12 protein-coding genes are annotated in these 18,261 nt (G+C 67.5%); all 12 read right to left on the bottom strand.

Features of this window, described 5'->3' with window-relative positions; genetic code table 11:
- Positions 1-37 precede the first annotated feature (37 nt).
- The 12 genes from NR810_RS17230 to NR810_RS17175 all read right to left on the bottom strand — a co-directional run bounded on the left by NR810_RS17230 (position 38) and on the right by NR810_RS17175 (position 18,074).
- A complete protein-coding gene (locus tag NR810_RS17230) occupies positions 38-412 on the bottom strand; it encodes a group I truncated hemoglobin (RefSeq protein WP_257454125.1) in 375 nt (124 codons plus the stop codon).
- A gap of 100 nt (positions 413-512) precedes the next feature.
- A complete protein-coding gene (gene cglB / locus NR810_RS17225; RefSeq protein WP_257453713.1) occupies positions 513-1,766 on the bottom strand; it encodes an adventurous gliding motility lipoprotein CglB in 1,254 nt (417 codons plus the stop codon).
- Between the two features lie 320 nt (positions 1,767-2,086).
- Positions 2,087-6,196, bottom strand: coding sequence for a protein kinase domain-containing protein (locus NR810_RS17220; RefSeq protein WP_257453712.1), 4,110 nt, complete (start codon positions 6,194-6,196; stop codon positions 2,087-2,089).
- Between the two features lie 126 nt (positions 6,197-6,322).
- Positions 6,323-7,885: a phytase gene (locus NR810_RS17215; protein ID WP_257453711.1), complete on the bottom strand. Its 1,563-nt coding sequence runs from the start codon at positions 7,883-7,885 to the stop codon at positions 6,323-6,325.
- A gap of 115 nt (positions 7,886-8,000) precedes the next feature.
- The gene (locus NR810_RS17210; RefSeq protein ID WP_257453710.1) at positions 8,001-8,654 is read right to left on the bottom strand and encodes a glutathione S-transferase family protein; all 654 of its coding nucleotides are present in this window, start codon (positions 8,652-8,654) and stop codon (positions 8,001-8,003) included.
- A 124-nt stretch (positions 8,655-8,778) separates the two neighbouring features.
- Positions 8,779-10,707 carry a C1 family peptidase gene (locus NR810_RS17205; RefSeq protein WP_257453709.1) on the bottom strand — a complete coding sequence of 643 codons (1,929 nt, stop codon included), beginning with the start codon at positions 10,705-10,707 and terminating at the stop codon, positions 8,779-8,781.
- A 31-nt stretch (positions 10,708-10,738) separates the two neighbouring features.
- The gene (locus tag NR810_RS17200) at positions 10,739-11,455 is read right to left on the bottom strand and encodes a hypothetical protein (protein ID WP_257453708.1); all 717 of its coding nucleotides are present in this window, start codon (positions 11,453-11,455) and stop codon (positions 10,739-10,741) included.
- A 135-nt stretch (positions 11,456-11,590) separates the two neighbouring features.
- Positions 11,591-13,726: a sensor histidine kinase gene (locus NR810_RS17195; protein WP_257453707.1), complete on the bottom strand. Its 2,136-nt coding sequence runs from the start codon at positions 13,724-13,726 to the stop codon at positions 11,591-11,593.
- 116 nt (positions 13,727-13,842) lie between these two features.
- Positions 13,843-15,414 carry an LbetaH domain-containing protein gene (locus tag NR810_RS17190; RefSeq protein ID WP_257453706.1) on the bottom strand — a complete coding sequence of 524 codons (1,572 nt, stop codon included), beginning with the start codon at positions 15,412-15,414 and terminating at the stop codon, positions 13,843-13,845.
- Positions 15,415-15,420: 6 nt separating this feature from the next.
- Complete coding sequence (locus tag NR810_RS17185; RefSeq protein WP_257453705.1) at positions 15,421-16,116, bottom strand: ribulose-phosphate 3-epimerase; 696 nt, start codon at positions 16,114-16,116, stop codon at positions 15,421-15,423.
- Entirely contained in the window at positions 16,103-16,993 is an 891-nt protein-coding gene (locus NR810_RS17180; RefSeq protein ID WP_257453704.1) for an HAD-IIA family hydrolase, read from the bottom strand. The genes NR810_RS17185 and NR810_RS17180 overlap by 14 nt, the downstream gene beginning before the upstream one ends.
- Positions 16,983-18,074, bottom strand: coding sequence for a class II D-tagatose-bisphosphate aldolase non-catalytic subunit (locus NR810_RS17175; RefSeq protein ID WP_257453703.1), 1,092 nt, complete (start codon positions 18,072-18,074; stop codon positions 16,983-16,985). The genes NR810_RS17180 and NR810_RS17175 overlap by 11 nt, the downstream gene beginning before the upstream one ends.
- Positions 18,075-18,261: the final 187 nt, after the last annotated feature.

Genomic DNA, 18,261 nt, shown 5'->3' with positions numbered 1-18,261 from the left:
CATCCACGCGGCCGCGTCCAAGCCTGGCGGTACCGGTTCAGCGGCCGAGGATGTCCTTGCGCTGGCTCTCGGTGATGGCCCGGGCCCAATCCCTGAGTGGCTTGACCACGTTGAGCTCCGCCAGGGTGTCGTCCAGGTGGGTGATCACAGCATCGAAGTGGACATCACCCATCCCCCGCACCACCAACCGGGTATGGGCGCGGCGCATGTCCCGGCCGCTGTACGAGCCAGGGCCGCCAAACGCAGTGACCAGGAAGGCCCTCTGCATGGCCTCCAGGCGGACCATATCCATGTTCTCGAAGAAAGGCTTCAAGAGGGGATCCGCCAGCACCTTCCGGTAGAAGATGGTGACCGCCTTCGACACCATCTCCTCACCGCCGAGCTGCTCGTAGAGACTCCGGGTCTGCTGCATGCTCACCCATTCCCTCGAGGCCTCATGGGCCGTGAATGCCACCTGGGACTATAGTACGGAGAACACTGACCCGGGTTGAGACAAGGCGTCTGGCAATGGGCTACCGGGTCCGGACGGCGCGCACCTCGATGTCCGCCGGGTTGGCCGGCGTGGACTCCTCGAGGAGCGCGCATACGGCACCCGTGAACTTGATGGTATCGCCCGACAGCGTCCAGGTGTCCGGGCCCTGATCGACACGCTCGCCGTTCAGGTACACCACCACCAGATCATCCGTGGTCGGAAGCTCCTCGGGATCGAAGGTCAGCAGGCAGGGATCCGACTCGAGCTTCTTGCTGATCTCCCGCAGTGCCTTCACCAGCTCGGCCCTGTTGCCCGCCTGGAAGAAGCGGCGGTTGCACAGCCCCACGGCCTTGTCGCACGAATCACCCGTGCCACAATCCAGGTCCACCTTGCACTTGCGTTCGAAGCCACCCGCCCGGGCCATGGCATCAAGGGTCGCCGCGCCCTGACGCCCCATTTCGGTGGAGGCATTGAAGTCCGCGCCGAAGCCGATGACGATGGTCTGGATCTCCTTGGCGCGCAGCATCTCCACCGCCGCCACCGAGGCGTTCTTGTCGAGGCAGCCCGCCGTCTCGCCGTCCAGACAACCCGCTTCGAGGGTGCAGAAGCACCCGGCGTTCGGGTACGGCGTCGGGAACTGCTCGTCGCAGTTGGGCAGACCGTCCGTCAGCAGCACCACGAAGTCGGAGCGCTCCGCCGTCCCCAGCTCCTGCCGCTTGCCTACTTCCGCGAGGCTCCGACTCGTGGGCGTTCCACCGTCGGGGACCCGGGCGTTCGTCGGGGTCGCGTAGGAGGTGATGCTCTGGAGCTCCGCCAACACCTTGTCGGCATTGGCCTTGAGCGTGGCCTCATCTTCCTTGTCCGCGTCGGGCAGCGGAATCGCGATCGACGCCGTGGCTCCGCAGTAGTTATCCGACGGGTAGGTGGCAAGCCCGATGCGGGCAACCGTCCCGCTGCTCACCAGGAAGTCCTCCATCGCATTCTGCAGCGCGCTCCAACGCGTGTCGCAGCCGCTCGAGATGGGGCACTGGAACGTGTCGTTGCCACAAGTCACGCCGTTCCTCTTGCAGGCGGCGACGCTCGGATCCGCTGGCGCCGTCATCGAGCCGGACGTGTCTACCAGCAGCATCAGGTTCGGCTTGCGCTCTCGCGCTTCGATCCGCCGCGCCTCCGTCGTCTGGGTGATGGCGAGCGGCTCCACCGGTTCGAAGTCATAGGTCTGGCAGCCCGTGGCGAACACTCCACCCACGGCGCCCACCAGCAGGACACCCAGAAAATTCCGCTTGGCGTGCATGGATTGAAGTCCCTCCTCACTCATCAGGCGCGGGACGGGCCCGCGCTCACAGAAAACCGGCCCCGACAGCGCATGGAGGATACACGCCCGCATTCACGCTCGGCCAGCATTCACTGCCTCGCTTCCAGGGGGACAACGGGCGCACTCGGTTCCTCCCCTCGAAGCAACCATCGGATGAGAAGATTCGCGATGAACGTGGAGAGAATCGCCATGATCACGAGCATCGTGAGCATGCCCGGAGGGGCTCCTGAGCATCCGGGGCAACGTCTCCAGACATCCCGAGCCCGCGGCTGGAAGTGCGCCCTGCGCGCGGTCGCGGGTCAGGGCGCGCCGAGAAGCTCCCGCGCTTCCCGCTGGTCCACCGAGTCGGGGTCCGGTTCGAGGTGGGCGAGGATTCGCGCCAGTCTCCTCCGGGCCCGCTCCGGGCAGCCCAGCTCCCTCATCTGCCGTCCCAGGCTCACCGTGGCCCGCAGCTCGAACAGTCTCAGACCCGCCTCGTGCCGGTGGGCCAGCGCCCTTGCCCGGAGGAAGCAGCGCAACGCCTCGTCCTCCCGGCCCGAGGCCCTCAGCAGCTCCCCTCGGAGCCGGTGCAGTTCGGGCGCGAAGAAGTGTTCGCCTATCTCCTCCACCTCCCGGAATGCCTCGTCCACGGTGGCCAGACCCTCCCGTGGCTGCCCCTGGCGCAGGTGGGCCTCGGTGAGCAGGCCAAGGACGTAGGGCAGGATGACCCTCACCCCCACGACGCGTGCGAGCTCCACACTCCTTCGCAGCTCCTCGAATCCTTCCTGTTCCCGCCCCATCCGGGTCAGCGCCCAGCCTCGAGCACCCTTTGCGAAGGCATGCATGGGTCTGAACGCGTTGACTCCGAGGATGGCGAACCCCTTCTCGGCCAGCTCCAACGCGCTCCGCGTCTCCCGGCGCCACTGACAGATGACGGCCATCATGGTCAACCCATAGGCCACGGTGGTGGAGGGGCACCGTCCCTCCCGTGTCAGCTCGAGGACCTCGTGGCCGTACCGCCGGGACTCGCGCAGCTCACCCCGGAGTGCATGGGTGAGGGACAGCTGGAGCCAGGCATCCACCTTCTGGTCGACCCAGATGTCCTGGATGAAGTCCACACGCAGCCCCTCACTGGATTCCAGGAGCTGCTTCTGCCGCCCGAAGTGCTCCAGGGCCACATGGGTGATGCCCCGCAGCATGGCCGTGAGCCCCAGCGCCCGGTGGCCCTGCGCGAGCAGCAGGGGCTCCCTCCGCGAGGGACCCGGGGCCACGAGCTGCTCGGCCAGCTCCGCTGCCTTCTGGTACTCCGCCCGGATGAGGAAGTAGTTGCACAGCCCCATCCAGAGGATGACGTGCTGGGGAGTCTCCTGCTCCATCTGCCGGTGCAACTCCAGTCCCCGGGCATAGGTCCGCTCCAACTCGGGGGAGCCGAATCCCTGGGTGTCGATCAACATCATGCCGAGCGCATTGAGCAGCTCCAGCTCCCCAGCCCGGCGCTCGGGCGTGTCCGGAAGGCCCTGTATCAGCCGCATGGCCTGCTTGAGGTGTGAGAGTGCCTCCGCGCTGGCCGGGCGCAGGATGGCGAGCTGCGCGGCCTGCTTCCAGGCCTGGATGGCCGCCACGGTGTCACCCGCCTCCGTGCGGTGGTGGGCCAGCACCTCGGGCCGGGACTCCACGCGCGCGGGGAAGTGCTCCAGCAGCGCCTGGGCGATGCGTCGGTGGTGCTGCCGCCGCAGGCCACGTGGCAGGGACTGGTACGCGGCCTCCTGGAGGAGCGCGTGCCGGAACTGGTACCCGGCCCCGTCTCCTTCCTCGCGCCGCCGGAGCAGCCTCGCCGAGACCAGCTCCTCGAGACCCCGCCGCAACGAGTCCTCGTCCCGGGCCGAGACGCGCGAGAGCAGGGCCAGGTCGAAGTCGCGTCCCACCACGGCACAGAGCTGCGCCAGGGACTTCTGCCGGGGCGGGAGCGCATCCAGCCGGGCCAGCAGCAACTCGTGCAGGGTGGCGGGGATGGAGGACAGGCTCGTCGAGGCGCCCTGCTCGAGCACCATGCGCGTCAGCTCCTCCACGAAGAGCGGAACGCCGTCCGTCCTGGCCGCGAGCTGGTGGACCGTCTCCTCCGGCAGCTCCCGGTTCCCGGCCATCCACCGCACCAGGGTCTCCGTGTGGGCCGTCCGCAACCGGTCGAGCACGAGCCGGTGCGACCACGGGCGCGGCGGCCAGGAGGGCAGCGGCTCGGGGCGGGTGGTGAGGAGGACGAGCATCCTCGCTTCGTGGACGTGCTCGCGCAGCAGGCCGAGCAGCTCCAGCGTGGAAGGGTCGGCCCAGTGCAGATCCTCGACGATGAGGAGCACCGGCCGCGGCTCCGCCAGGCGCAGCAGCAGGGCCAGGAGGGCCTCGTTCATCATCCGCTTGCGCTCGCGTTGCTGCTCCAGCGCGGACACGAGGGCCACCGGAGTGTTCTCCGCCACGGGGTGTGCGAGCAACTCCGCGAGCCGCTTCACGTGCTCCGGCTCCACGCCGAGCCCCGCCAGTCGAGCCTCCAATCCGTGTGGCCCCTCGGGGGCGGAGGTCTCCGGTTCGAGCTGGAAGAAGCGCCGCAGCATCTCGATGAGCGGATGGAAGGCGGTATGGCTCAGCTGCGACCAGCATTGGCACAGCAGGCGGTGGCTCGACCCCAGGGGCAGCTCGTCGTGCAGCTCCTGCGTGAGGCGGGATTTGCCGACGCCCGCCTCGCCGCTGATCAGCACGAAGGCCCCCGCTCCCCACCGGGCCCGCTCCCAGAGGGCTCGCAGCTTCTCCAACTCGTGCTCGCGTCCCACGAGCGGACTCAGGCCGGCCGAAAGGGCCCGCTCGAACCGGCACACCGACCTGTGCTCTCGCAACACGCGGCGGGGCTCCACGCACAGGCTGCCCGAGAGCGCCTCGACGGCGTGACGGCCGAGGGACTCGGTGTCGAAGGCGCCTCGCACCAGCTTCCACGTGGCATCGCCGAGCACCACGGCTCCGGGACCGGCCCGCCGCGCCAGCCAGGTGGCGACGCGTGGGGCCTCGCCCTGGAGCGAGCCGCCGTCGAACACCACCAGGTCCGTGTGGATGCCCGCCGACACGGAGAGTCCGAAGCGGGCCAGCTGCGGGAGCCGCTCCGGAAGGGCCTGGGTGAGGTGGAGCGCCGCGTGCACCGCGCGCACCGAGTCGTCCTCGCGGGCCGTGGGGTAGCCGAAGCAGGCGAGCACCTCGTCTCCGACGGAGAGCGCGACGGTGCCCTCCTGCTCGCGCAGCAGCTCCGCGCACGCCTGATGGAAGGCCGCCTGTAATTCACCGGCGTCTTCGGGATCGAGCTGCCCGGCGAGACCCGAGAGCTGCAAGGACACCAGCGTCACGTGCCGGCGCTGGGGGAGCACGGGCCGGGTGGGCTCGCGCCAGGGGCCGAGCTCCTCCTCCAGCGCGTGCAGCCGCTCCCGGAGCCTGGCGGCGCTGTGCAGCCGTTGCCCGGGGTCCTTGGTCAGCAGGGAGGCCACGAGCCGCGCCACCTCCTCGGGCACCTCGGGGCGCCGCGTGCGCACCGAAGGCACCGGCTCGGCAGAGAGGACCCGGGCGCGCATCTCCTCGAGCGAGACCATGGCGAAGGGCAGCTCACCGGTGAGCAGCTCGTACAACATGACGCCCGCGGCCCAGAGGTCGGTGCGCTCGTCCTGCGGCTCTCCGCGCCACTGCTCCGGCGCCATGTACGCGGGCGTGCCCGCCGTGGGCAGGAAGGGCACCAGCGGTGAGCGCGGAGCCACGAGGTACGCCAGCCCGAAGTCGAGCAGCTTCACGCAGCCCTCGCGCGTGATGATGACGTTGCTGGGCTTGAGATCCCGGTGGATGACCTGGTGCGCGTGGGCATGCGCCAGACCCGCGGCCACGGCGGACATGATGCCGAGGGTGCGGTGCAGGTCCGGCCGCTCGCGCCCCAACAGCGAGGAGAGGGACTCGCCCTCCAGACACTCCATGACAATGAAGGGGACGCGCGGCTCCCAGGGCGCCCCACTCCACTCGGCCACGTCGAAGACACGGACGATGTTCTCGTGGTCGAGCCGCGCCACGGCCCTGGCCTCCTGCTTCAGCCGCGTGGCGGGCGCCTCCCCGGCCGGAGCCTCGCGCGGGAGCAGGAACTTGAGCGCCACCCCGCGCTGCAGCTCCTCGTCCCAGGCGCGGAACACCCGTCCCATCGCCCCTCCCCCCAGCTCCTCGATGATCTCGAATCGCTGGCCATCCGGGCCACCCAACCGCTGTCCGGGAACGGGCACGCGCAAGGGCCATTCGTCGCTCCGGGATACCGCTCCCAGGAGCGAGTCCTCGAAGTCTTCGTGCTCCTCGTCCGCGAGGGAGGCGTCGTACTCGGGAAGGAACTGCTGTTCGACCTCCGGGATGTGAACCTCAGACATCGCGCGTCCCCCGGTCCTGTGATGCGGGCTTCCCTGGTGGATAACTACCCACCGGACGCGGAGCGCGAGGGCTTCCTGGCAACGCGGCGCCCGCTCTCCGGCCGGGAGAGCGGGCTTCATCACCGCTCAATCGTCGTGCGGGTCACGTGGGTCGTAATCGTCCGTGTCCACCTTGAAGCCAGGAGGGACCGCCTCCGCGATGTCGTCCCAGCGCACGAGCTTGAACTGCGTCGAGCCGTCGTACTCATAACCATTCGCCGGCTCGGTGCTCGGCGGTGGCGGGGCCTTGCCCGTCTGGAGGACCACGAGCCCCCTCGGGAAGGAGGCGCCCATGGGGACGTTCACCACGTCATGGCCATCCGTCTCGCCCACGCCCTCCACACGGAAGCTTCCGAGATGGCGGTTGCCGCGCTCACGCGTCCATCCCCCCTCACGGTCATAGAGGTGGAGCGTGTCGTCGCCCTGGCTGGAGACGACGAGATAACCCTCCTCTTCTTCCGCGTAGTACAGCGCAAGCCCCTCGACATCCGCCTCCAGGTGCTTGCCACCCACGGCGGGGTTGCCCGGCACGGCGATGGTTCCCTCGGGCGCTGGGGCCGGAGCCTCCAGCTCACAGGCGTATTCGCCATCATCCGGGACGGCCCAGTACGAGGCCCCGAACGACTTCACCGGCTCGATGAGGCGGCTCGGAGGGACGTCCACCACACGCGGGAGCGACGCGCTCAGCGGCACCTTCCACAGCCCCACCACCTCCTGCGCCGCGTAGAGAATGCCCTCCTGCTGGTCCACCACGAGCCCTTCGAACTGCGGATCGTCCGCCGGCTCCTCCCGGCACGGCGACCACGACAGGTGTCCGCCGCCGGACGGCCTGGGAATGGAGAAGCGCGGGTCGAAACGGAACTCGCGCACCTTCCGGTAGCCCACCTGCTCCGCGCCGGCCTCGTACAACTCGAGCCAGGCCACCACACTGCGGCTGCGCTGCGTCACGAACGCATGAAAGCGGTCGGACGGGTCGTGGTAGAGCCCGAGTCCGTAGGCCGTGTTCTGGTCATCCAGCGGATTCGGTTGCGAGCCCACCGGCTCTCCCGTGGGCTGGAAGGGAGAAGGCTGCACATACCGCGAAGGAAAGACGCGCTCCGCCGTGCGCGCCGTGACATCGAAGAGCGGTCCGTTCGCGCGCCCGGGGTCGATGGCATAGATGCGGAGCCGGTCACAACCGCGGTCCGTCACCACCGCGAGATCCACCTTCCGGACCCGACCATCCGCGCCACGCAACGGAAAGCCGTACTGGATGTCCACGTTGTTGAAGCGCCCGAACGTCTCGCCGCTCTCGCTCTCCGGGCACGCGGAGGTCTCCGCATCGGGCCGCGGCCCGGGAACCGAGGGATCCTCGGCCGAGAGCGCTGGACGGTTCGGCGGGAGCACGGTCTGCACCACCCGCCCATCCAGGTCGTAGACCTGCAGGCCAGCCTCCTTGAGCACGCCGATGACGAGGCCCCGCTCCGGACGGCTCGGGTGGACCCAGATGGCCGGGTCATCCGCGTCCGGGGTACGCGGTGCTTCGTCGTACCCGTGCAACACGGGAGTCTCCGCACGCGGAGGAATGACGGGCGGCTCGGCGACCGATGCGAGCGGAATCAGCACGAGCGCCAGTGAGGCGCCTCCAACGACACGACGCTTTCCGGACATGGACTCCTCTGGGGTGGATGCACTGCCCATACAGCGCAAGCAACGCATGTTGGAGGAGCATGCACGGAGAGCTGAGCAACAAATCCGTCAACCCACGGGCCCGGCGGCCCTGCTTTCATGCCCTCGGAGGCGCATTCTTCGCGAACGGCGCCAGCTGGTCGGCCAGCGCCTTCTGGAAGGCCGGCCGCGCCTCGCCGCGGAGGCGGTAGGCCTCGAGCGCCTGGCGCGCGGTGACCAGCTCGGTGTGGCGCAGGATGCGGAGCACGCTCGTCATGAGGAGGTCGCCGGCGGTGAACCGGTCCTCGAGCCACTCCCGGCCGTCCAGCCAGGTAACGAGCTCGTCGAGCTTTTTCTCGACCATCTTGAGCGCGCCCGGGCGGCGCAACTTCGCCCATTCCTCATTCGCTGAGAAGAGGTCGATGGTGGCGAGGTTCTGGATATGCGGCTCGATCGAGTTCAGCGCCGCGAACATCCACGTGATGGTGCGCGCCCGGGCGGCGGGCTCGGACGGCATCAGCACCTGCGACGATTCCGCGATGTGCAGCACGATGGCACCGGATTCGAACAGCGTCAGGCCATCTTCCTCGTAGACCGGCACCTGGCCGAAGGGCTGGAGGCGGCGATAGGCCTCGGAGGTCTGGTCCTCCGGCCCGATCAGCCGCTCCTGATAGCTGCGCCCCGCCTCTTCCAGCGCCCAGCGCACCCGAAGATCCCTCACGAGCCCCTGTGCGAAAGGCGGCACCCAGCGAAATGCGGTCACGGTGATCATCGTCATCCTCCCCTGTGTATCGGCGCCAAGGCATGGCCGCGCACACGCCAACTTGTCGCAGATGTAAACGAGGAACAAGCCCAACGAGGCTGGGCGGGGAGACAGGACAGAACCCCGTGGACGCTCAGGTGTTCAGGATGTGCGCGATCGTCGAGCGAAGCGTTGCGTCGTCATCATCGAACCCCCCATGGCTCCTGGCGCGCGAAGCGCCTTGCGTTCCAAGCACCGCTTCATTGGGCGAGAGGACCCATCGGGCCTTGCCCTGGAAGAGCGTTCTGAGCGACGGCTCCTCCTGGATGAACGTCGCCATGCCCAGCAACGGCTGACCCCTGGAGCGGCGTCGTGGAATGCGCGGAGTCGGCTCGAAGGCATTGGAGACCAGGTACAGCAGCGACTTGCGGTAGAGGCCCGCGCAGGTGTCGTCGCGCTCGGCGTCCTCTGTGAGGGTGAACACCGAGAACCGGCCGATGTCTCCACTCTGGATGAGCGGCAGGTAGCTCTCCTTGAAGAGGGCGACGGTGCAGGCGGGGGCCCAGAGCGAGCAGGAAGCAATCCCCAACCCATGACCCGTCTCTCCCCGCATCGGTCCCTGGGAGATCCGCCCCCGGCTCGCCAGGAGTTGCACGAGTGGAGCATGGAAGACGGAACCCGCGCTGTGCCCGATGACGTGGAGCTCGAGCGAGGGATTCCTCGCGCCCAGCCCGGCCAGGCATCCGGCGACGAACCGGGCTCCGCCCTTCTCCGACCGCGTCGCCAACAGGGCGTTCTCCTTCATCTCCTCCCACTGCGCCCGCCCTCCGAGCGCCCGCGCCAGCGGTTCGAGCATGTCGTCGATCCGGTCCTCCATGAGCGCCTTCAGCCCGGCTGACAGGGTGTCGGGAGACCGCCGTCCGCGCGCGTCCTGGAGGATGTTGCCCAGCGTCGTCCAGAAGTCGCTCTTCCAGATGAACTCCAGCGGGTAGATCTCCTCCCGCAGCAGCTTCTCCCGATGGAGCGCGACCCGCTGCACGCCCGCGGACTCGTCCACCAGCCCGCCGTGCGCGTAGAGCAAGATCCTCTTCCTGGACCAGCCCCGGGTGATGCGAGGAATGTCGTGCTCGATGATCTGCCGGACTTCGTCATGGCTCGTCCCGTAGGTGCCTGACTCTCGCAGGAGGCCTTCGTTGCCGATGCTGATGATGTGCGGGCGCAGGTCGGCGAAGGCGTAGCCCTCGAAACCCCCGGCCGCGGGAGCCCGTGTCCTCCGGGTGGTGCGCTCCGCGGCCTTCCGGCTGATCGGCACTCCCAGCCGTGCCACCCACACGTCCGAGCCGTTGGCCAGCCAATCGTCATAGGAGAGGTGGCAGAACCCTCCCTTGCCGTAGTCCCTGCCCCAGGAGTTCTGGATCCAGAACCCCTCCTCGTCATAGCCGACGATGGCGAATGCGTGTCCGCCCACGATGTTGGGGCGGCGCGGGATGCGGCCACTGCGGCCGACATCCTTCCAGCCCTCGTGCACCTCGCAGGAGGCGAAGAGGATGCCCACCTCCGCGAGCGCGCTGTGCATGGCGACCAGGTCCTTGTGGTTGACGCGGAAATAGGCGCCCAGCGGGTGCCGCATGGCGTCGCTCGCACGCTCCTCCGTCAGGACATGGGAGTCCTTGCCCTCGATGTGCTTCCACTTCTGCTCCTCGCAGACCCCGTGCTTGTGCCAGCCCTTCACCGCCCCACGGCAGCTGGAGCCGTTGTAGTCCTCCCCCGGCCAGTCGTCGTACCTCCGGGCCATTTCGAAGAGCATCCGCGGGCTCACACGCGGAGGTGTCGCCCGGGAGCCCTTGCTACGCTTGCCGGCCAACCTGCGCAGCAGGTAGTTGGCGACCGTGGCCAGACCGAAACCCGTGCAGGCCCCATCCGTGCGCTGGTCCAGGATGGGCACCCTGAACGCCCGGTACTCCTCGAGCGTCCGCACCGGGGGCACCTCGACGAGAGACGGCTCGTAGAGCCCGTCTCTGAAATCGGGGGTGTCCGGGCGGACGTCGAGGATCCGCTCGCGACCGTCACGTGTCCTGAGCATGACTGGCTCCTCCGCGATTCCCCACGAGCCGTCAGAAGATCTGCTTGCTGAAGGCCCAGATGAGCTGACCGGCCAGGACGGCCCACCCCACGAAGGGGACGAACTTCGCGCCGATCTTGGCCACGAGGGTTCCAGCGGCTTTCGCTCCGATGCGCTTGCCCAGCTTGCTGAGGAACGTCTTCGAGCGCATCACGTTCAGGATCTTCATCAACGGCGCCCGGGCCTGCGAAAAACGCCTCGCCTTGAGCTCGCGGACCAGCGTGGCCAGATCGTTCCCGGCCATCTCCTGAAGGACAGCCTTGACGCTGCCGACGTGCTGGGCGGGAATACCAATCGCCCCCAGGATCTTCTTCACCACCGTCCACGCCGTGTCCGCGCCCCCCGCCGCGAAGCCCTCACGCTTGGGGACGCTGGCTTCGATCTCGTCCTCGGCCTTCAGGAACTGATCGTACGTCTTGAAGGAATAGTCATGGGCTGGGATGGCTTCTCCCTCGACGGTCACCTTCTCGTCCGTGTCGATGCCAGAGCGGGAGGCCGCCTCCCTGGCCAGCTCCATGAGCTCGCCACAGTGCTCGAAGACCGCCCTGACCATCGTCTCGCTGGGTACCGCCTTGCCAGGTAGAAGCTGGCCAAGGTCGGCGAGCCTCTTCTTCAAGTCCGCCGCGAGGACCTTGGCTTCGGTCTCCGGCTTCACGTCATAGACTTCGAGCGCCTCGGCTACAAATGAAGACTGCGGCTTGCGCGGCATGGAATCCTCTCCGTCCGAAATTGAATTCAGCTTCATCAAAGACAGAGAGAGGAACTGCGTTTCGTGACAGTTGGCTGGGCACGCGCCTGGAAACAGGGGTCCCCTGCTCAGCGACCGAAACCGGGCGCCCGCGCGTCACCCCGGAGACTTCGCCATCCTGGGGAGGAAGACGCGGAAGGTCGTCCCCTTCTCCCGGGTGCTCTCCACGCGGACGCTTCCGCCATGCGCCTCGGCGACTCCCCTCACGAGTGTCAGCCCGATGCCCCAGCCCTTCTGTCCGCTGGTCTCCGCGCTCTTCGTCCGGGTGAAGTAGTTGAAGAGTTGCTCCTGCTCCCCGGGGGGGATGGGGTTTCCCCAATTATGGACGGCCAGCTCCAACAAGTCGCCGTCCTGCGTCAGGCTCACGGTCACCTGCCGCGACGGGTCTCCGTACTTGATCGCATTGCCGCAGAGGTTCTCGACGAGCCTGCGCAGGGCCCGCGCATCCCAGTCGCCCTGGAGCCGCTCCTCTCCACGAAGGAGGAACCGATCTCCGTGAACGGTCGAGAGTTCCTCCAACGTGTCAGCCACCACCTGCCAGAGCTCACATGGAGCCGGCTCGATGGGCAGTCCCTGACCCGCCCGGATGCGGTTCGCATCCAGGAGGTCGGTGATCATCTGGTCCGCGCGGTCGATGTTGTGTCTCACCCGGGCGGCCAGTGAGTAGACCTTGTCAGGCAGGTTCGGCTGGCGGGGAATGAGCTGGGCACTCATCTTCGCCGCGGTCAGAGGCGTGCGGAGATCATGACTGAGGGCCGACACGAACTGCTCGCGCAGGTTCCTCTCGACCCGGAGCTGCGACAGGACGGTCTCCGCCTCTTCCCGGGCCAGCTGCTCACTGGCGAGGCTCCTCGCGAGCAGGTCCTCGGACTCCTTGTTTTGAGTGATGTCGATGACGAAGGCGACGTTCTTGCACCGGTCCGCATCGGTAAAGGCACACCCCAGGAGGATCCACACGACGCGGCCGTCCGGAAGGATGTAGCGCTTCTCGTAGGGGGTACAGACTCCCTCCGGTGATTCGAGCATCTCCCGCGCCGCGGCCCTGTCCTTCTCCAGATCCTCTGGCGGCGTGATGAGATCCCAGCGGACCTTGCCCGCGAGAACCTCCTCCCGCCGAACGCCGATGAGACTGGCGTAGTAATCGTTCACGTCGTAGAGGTGCCCCTGGATGTCACCGAAGACGATGCCGATCAGGTTGGACTCGAAGATCCGCCGGAACTTGTTCTCGCTCTCCTCGAGCTTCCGCTCGGCCCGCTTGCGTCCCGAGATGTCGGTGAAGACACTGACGGCCTCGGTGATCCGGCCCTGGGCATCGCGGATCGGTGCCGCCGTGAAGGAGAGATGGGCGAGTGTTCCGTCGCTCCTGCGGTACAGCACCTCCTCGTCCTTGAGGGTCTCGCCATCACGAAGGGCCCGGGCCAGCGGATACTCCTCGGGCGCGTAGGGAGTGAGATCTGGATGAACGGCTCCCCACTGGGAGTACTGCTCCTGGCTCTTGGGCAGAAACTCCGGATGTCCCAGGAGGTGCTCCGATTCCTGATTGGAGTAGAGGATCCTTCCCGATGGAGCCGAGGCGAGGATGAAGCCCGCTGGCATCTGGTGCACGATCGTCTCCAGGGTCCTGCGCTCGGATTGGACCGTGTCGAAGAGGCGCGCGTTCTCCAGGGCCACTCCGGCAAGGGATCTCAGTGCCTTGAGGAGCTCCAGGTCCTCCTGGGTAAAGGGCTGGTGGTCCTTCTTGTTGTGGAGCTCGAAGCAACCCAGCAGTTCCCCGGAGCGGGCGAAGAGGGGCAGGTCGATGAGGTTGTAGAAGCCCCGGGTCTTCTGGAGCTGTGACAGGACATGCTCATCATTGGCCGCATCGTTCGAGACGTAGGGCTCTCCAGTGACCATCACGTGGCCGGGAACCCCCACATTCGGCTCGAAGACGACGTGGCGGGGTTCGATGGCCCGCCCCTCTCGCCACAGGGACTCCATCATGACCATGCGGCCGTCGATCAGCCGTCCCCAGAGGCCTTCGGTTGCGTCCACCAGCTCCATGGCCGTCCAGACGAGCCGCCGCATGATGTCCAGGTCATGAAGGCTCGAGTTGAGGTCCCGCGCGGCGAGCATCAGGAGCTCGAGCTGCCGGTTGCGGCGCTCGAGCTGCGCCTGGGTTCGCTGGAGTTCCGCTTCGAGCCGGGAGGCGCGGTACTCGGGCCCCGTCTCGTCTGGAGTCTCCTGGGTGGCCATATCTAGTGGATAAGTCTCCTGGCGGACCGGCACCAGCCACCCGCCGCGGGGCCGGCGAGACATGGCCAATCCGCCGAGCAAGGCCCCGCTCATCCGCCTATTGCCCTACCTGCCATTCAGGCTGTCGAGGAAGAGCTCCTCGAAGCGAGCCTGATTGGCCCCTGTTCCTGGAGCACCGCGTCCCGCCCTTCTGGGACCACGAGGGGTTCGGAGGACGCCCGCCCCGCCACCGTGAAGTGCGCGTGCAGCCAGCTCCCCGGGCCCACGTGGACCTCTCCGGCATGGACGTCCGTCACCATTCCCTCGATGCACCCTGCCCCAATCTCGCAGTTCACCACCATGGCCCCGTCCTTCACCACGACCCCCGTGCCCAGGTAGGAATTGACGATGAGCGGAGCACCTCTCGGCGGGGGAAGGTGCAGGGACTCCCTCACCACGCCCCCGGCCTTGTCCCGTCTCTGGACGGCGGCATACAGCTCCTTCATCGCATCAATGGTGCCCAGGTCCTCCGAGATGGCGCCCTCGCCAGCACTCACCACGGCCATTCCGCCACAGCGCAGCTCGAGGATCCGGGCGACATGGAAGAACCGCGCCCAGAGCTCCTTCGAGTAGCGTCGTGTGAATCGCTCGTCTCCCAGCCGCCGCCGCTCCCACGTCTCCAGGCCTGAAGCTGTCATCCCCTCCAGGACGACGTCGCTGAAGTCGGCCAGCTCCCCTCGGTAGAACCCCTCCTCCAGGCCCCCCTTGAACAGGTGGTACATGACGGCCAGCTCGGAGGGCTCCGGCACCGACAGGCGAGCCCCCACCTCCTCGATGAAGGCCGCCGCACTCGGGGCACTCCGCGCGCGCTCCACCACCTCAGGAGCGACCCGGGCCCGGTACTCCTCGAACAGGGCGCCGGTCATGGCGCGGGCGTACACGTCCAGGAAGTCGGGCCGCAAGTGGAACCGGAAGGTGCTGAAGTACACCTTCGTCTCCACCTTCCCAGCGTATCTCCGGAGCGCCTCGTCGAGGAGCTCCGCCCGTCCCGGGTGCTCGACGAAGCACAGCACCCGGCCCGTGGCCGCCTCACAGATGGCGAAGCCCCACTTGCGCAGCTGCGCCTCGGTCAGCCGGGGCACGTCCACCGGAATGCCGGTGATGAGCAGCCCGAAACGCTCCAGCAGTCTGGCTCCCTCGGCGGTATAGGCCTCGCTGGCGTTCTTCTGCAGCATGTCCACCGCCGCCACATGGAACAGCCCACCCGGCGAGTGGATCGCGAAGTTCCTGGCCTCCGCCATCGCCTGGTCCACCATCGCCAGTCCGTTCGGCAGTGGCAGGTGGCCCTTGTTCTTCCCGGAGAAGGGCTCCAGCCGGGTCGCCGAACCGGCGTTCTGGACCACCAGCCAGTGCTCCTCCATCCGCAGGCCGAGCTTCCGGATCGCATCCCAGAGGTTGATGAAGGAGCCGCCGTAACCGATGGCTCTCCCCTCGACGACGAGCAGGAATCCGGAGCGCTCGTCGTAGTACGCCTCCCCGAAGAGCAGGCGCACCTTCCGGGGAGCGGGGACGTTGACGAAATACTTCGCCAGCGCCCAGCCCTCCGCCGCCGGGTTGACCACCAACAGGGTCCTGTACCCTCCCCCGTCTTCCCGGTGGATGAACGAGCGAGGCTCTCCGTCACGGAGCGTCAGGAAGCTCGATGCCATGGTCGTTCAACGCCTCAGGGAATGCATCCAGGCGGCAACCTGCCCGTAGCTCATCTCGGGGTGGGTGCAGAAGAGCGAGCCGAGCACGAAGCTGTCCGCCCCATGCTGGTACAGGCGGGGGACGGTGTGTCCGCGGTTGCCGCCATCGTGCTGGAGGATGAGGTCGTCCCGGCCGTGCTCGCGAAGGAGGTTCTTCAGGGACGAGAGCCGAGCATAGGAGCTCTCATCGAGCTCACACCCCTTGATGCCCAGCTTCGTACCCATCACCACGAGCATGCCGGCTCCCTCGATGCTCTCGGGGAGGCGGGCCAGGTCCGTGTCCAGCTCCACCACCACGGAGGGCAGGACCCCCTGCTCCCGCAGGAAACCCAGGGTGGCGCGCAGGTCGCGCGTCGTCTGGGGATGCACCGAGATGCAGTCCGCCCCCGCGCGGATCCACCCGGGGAGGTGGTCATCCACGTTCTCGACCATGAGGTGAACGTCCACGAGCAGGCCCTGGGCCTTCGCCTCGGCGATGACCTCCGGGTTCATGAACATCTCCGCCTCCACGAAGCGTCCATCCATGACGTCGACGTGGACGGCATCCACATGGGGTGCCACGTCGCCCATCCGCGCCTTGGACTCCAGGAGCGACCACAAGGAAACGGAGATCGACGCCCGGTCTCTCTTGAGGGCGCCACGAATCGAATCAGCCCTTCGCATAGGACTCTCCTTCCGCGATGGACGCGGAGATGAAATCGGGACGGATGCCGAGGTGCCGCATGTAGGCGAGGTCGTCATTGCCCGACAGCACGAAGAGTGTGTCGAACCCCGCGTCCCGGGCTCCCGTGATGTCCGTCAACAGCGTGTCGCCCACGAAGATGCACCGCCCGGGCTCGCGCCCCAGGAAGTGCTCCCGGAGGAAGTCGAAGTAGATGGCTCCCGGCTTCCCGGTCACGTGGACGTTCCGGGTGTCCTGCTTCAGGGCCATGATGAGGAATTGTGCCAGCAACCCCGAGCCCATCTTCAGACCCTGTCGAGCCGGCACGGTCAGATCCAGGCTGGTGGCGATGACCGGAACGCCTCGCACGGCGGCATTCAGCGCGGCTTCGTAGAGTTCCAGCCGGAAGGCCGTCTCCTCGATCGCGCCCACGACGACCATGCCGATCCGCTCCACCTCGACGGGCTTCCCGGGGTCGAAGCACTTCAGCCCGATCCGCTCGAAGTCGCCCTCCAGGCCATTGCACCCGAAGGCCAGCACTCCAGGCGACTCGACGGGCAGCCTGGAAAGGAAGTCGAGCGTAACGCGGCCACTCGTGAGGATGTCTTCCTCGGCGAGGGGAATGTCCAGCGCCGTCAGCGTCTGGGAGATGTGGCGTGGAGTGCGCCGCATGGAGTTGCTCGACACCCGGACCCGCCGGCCCTGCTTGCGCAGGTGGCGGAGGGTCCGGTCCACGCCCGGAATGGGCTGCGAGTACCTGAGCACTACCCCGTCGAGATCCAGGATGACGGTGTCGTAGCGCAGGAGCAGCTCGCCAACGCTCTCCGAGTCGACCCGGGTGTACCCGGGGGCATCGAGGGGGCTCGTCCTAAGCGGCAAGCGCGACTCCGCCGTAGTTCAGGTGGGTCATGTAGCGCACGACCTGGGTCTGGATGGCCTGACGCAGGAGCGCATCGAGGTTGACGCCCCGGCGGGACAGGGCCTCGGCCGCGGTGGCCTTGAGCGCCTGGAACTCAGGGGTGCTGAACACGTAGTGCCCGGCGATCGTCGCCCGGGTGGTGTCGTCCGCCGTCGTCTCCGGCAGCATCCACTTCTTCCACTTCAAGCTGGAGAGGGACAGCTGGATGAAGCGATCGGCCAACCCGTCCAGTCCACCCTTGCGCAGGATGCGCAGGAACGCGCGGGTCTCGGCGACACCGAACTCCGGGGCGACGTTGATGGCGTGGATGCCCACCCGCGGATGGAGGGCGAGGACCTCGTCGGACAGGTAGTCCGCGTTGTGCCCCTTGAGGTAGACCCCCTGGCGGTTGCACATCGCGACGAGCACCTCGAGCTTGCGCAGGTAGTCCCTGTCGACGGCGGAGAGGGAGCGCATCACCCCGACATTGGTCAGCTCCATGACCTTGGCGCCGGTCTGGGCCACGACGAAGGAAGGGGGCGGGAACCGGTTTGCCCGGCAGAACTCCAGGAGCCGTTCGAGCAACCACCGTGTCTGCTCCAGCTCCGACACATCGTGGCTCTGCTCCTCGGTTCCCACCTCGAAGACGATGTCCCGTCCCTGGGACAGCGCCAGCTCACAGCAGTAGCCGTACAGTTCAAAGAGCCGCGACAGCGCGACGTCCGGCGCGGGCGGCCCCTTCGGGTCGACGCTCGTGTCGATGTGGATCATCTCGAACCCGGACTCGATGTCCGTCCTGAACGAGCGCCTGGCGGCCTCCATCGCCTGCTCGGCGGAGAGGCCGTTCTCCCGCTCGGGAGCCCCCTGCCACGGGCCACCATGATCCCGCGCCAGCAACAGCCGGCCAGGGCGAGCACGGGCCCGGACGTAGTCCTGGAACTCCTCCGTCGACCAGCCATTCACGTAGCCGCCGCCGAGCACCCCGGCATCGATTTGTCTGCGGCTCGCGATCAGCACCAGGGGCTTGTCTTCCTTGTGCGAGAGGCCACAGAGAACATCCACGCAGTTCCTGCTCATCGGGCCGACGCAGAGGAGCGTGCACTGCTGGCCCAAGTTCAAATGAGAGAGTCTGTCCCGAAGCATCGCACGCATTCCTTTCCTGAATCGGAGCGCGACGAGCCCCCACCACCATGAGCAGCCGTCATGGCGGGAGAGTCGCCCCCTGGAGTCTGACGTGGGGGCGAGAGAG

Origin of the sequence: Archangium lipolyticum (assembly GCF_024623785.1) — a bacterium.
Classification (GTDB): domain Bacteria; phylum Myxococcota; class Myxococcia; order Myxococcales; family Myxococcaceae; genus Archangium; species Archangium lipolyticum.
This window is presented reverse-complemented; position numbering and strand designations above follow the sequence as displayed.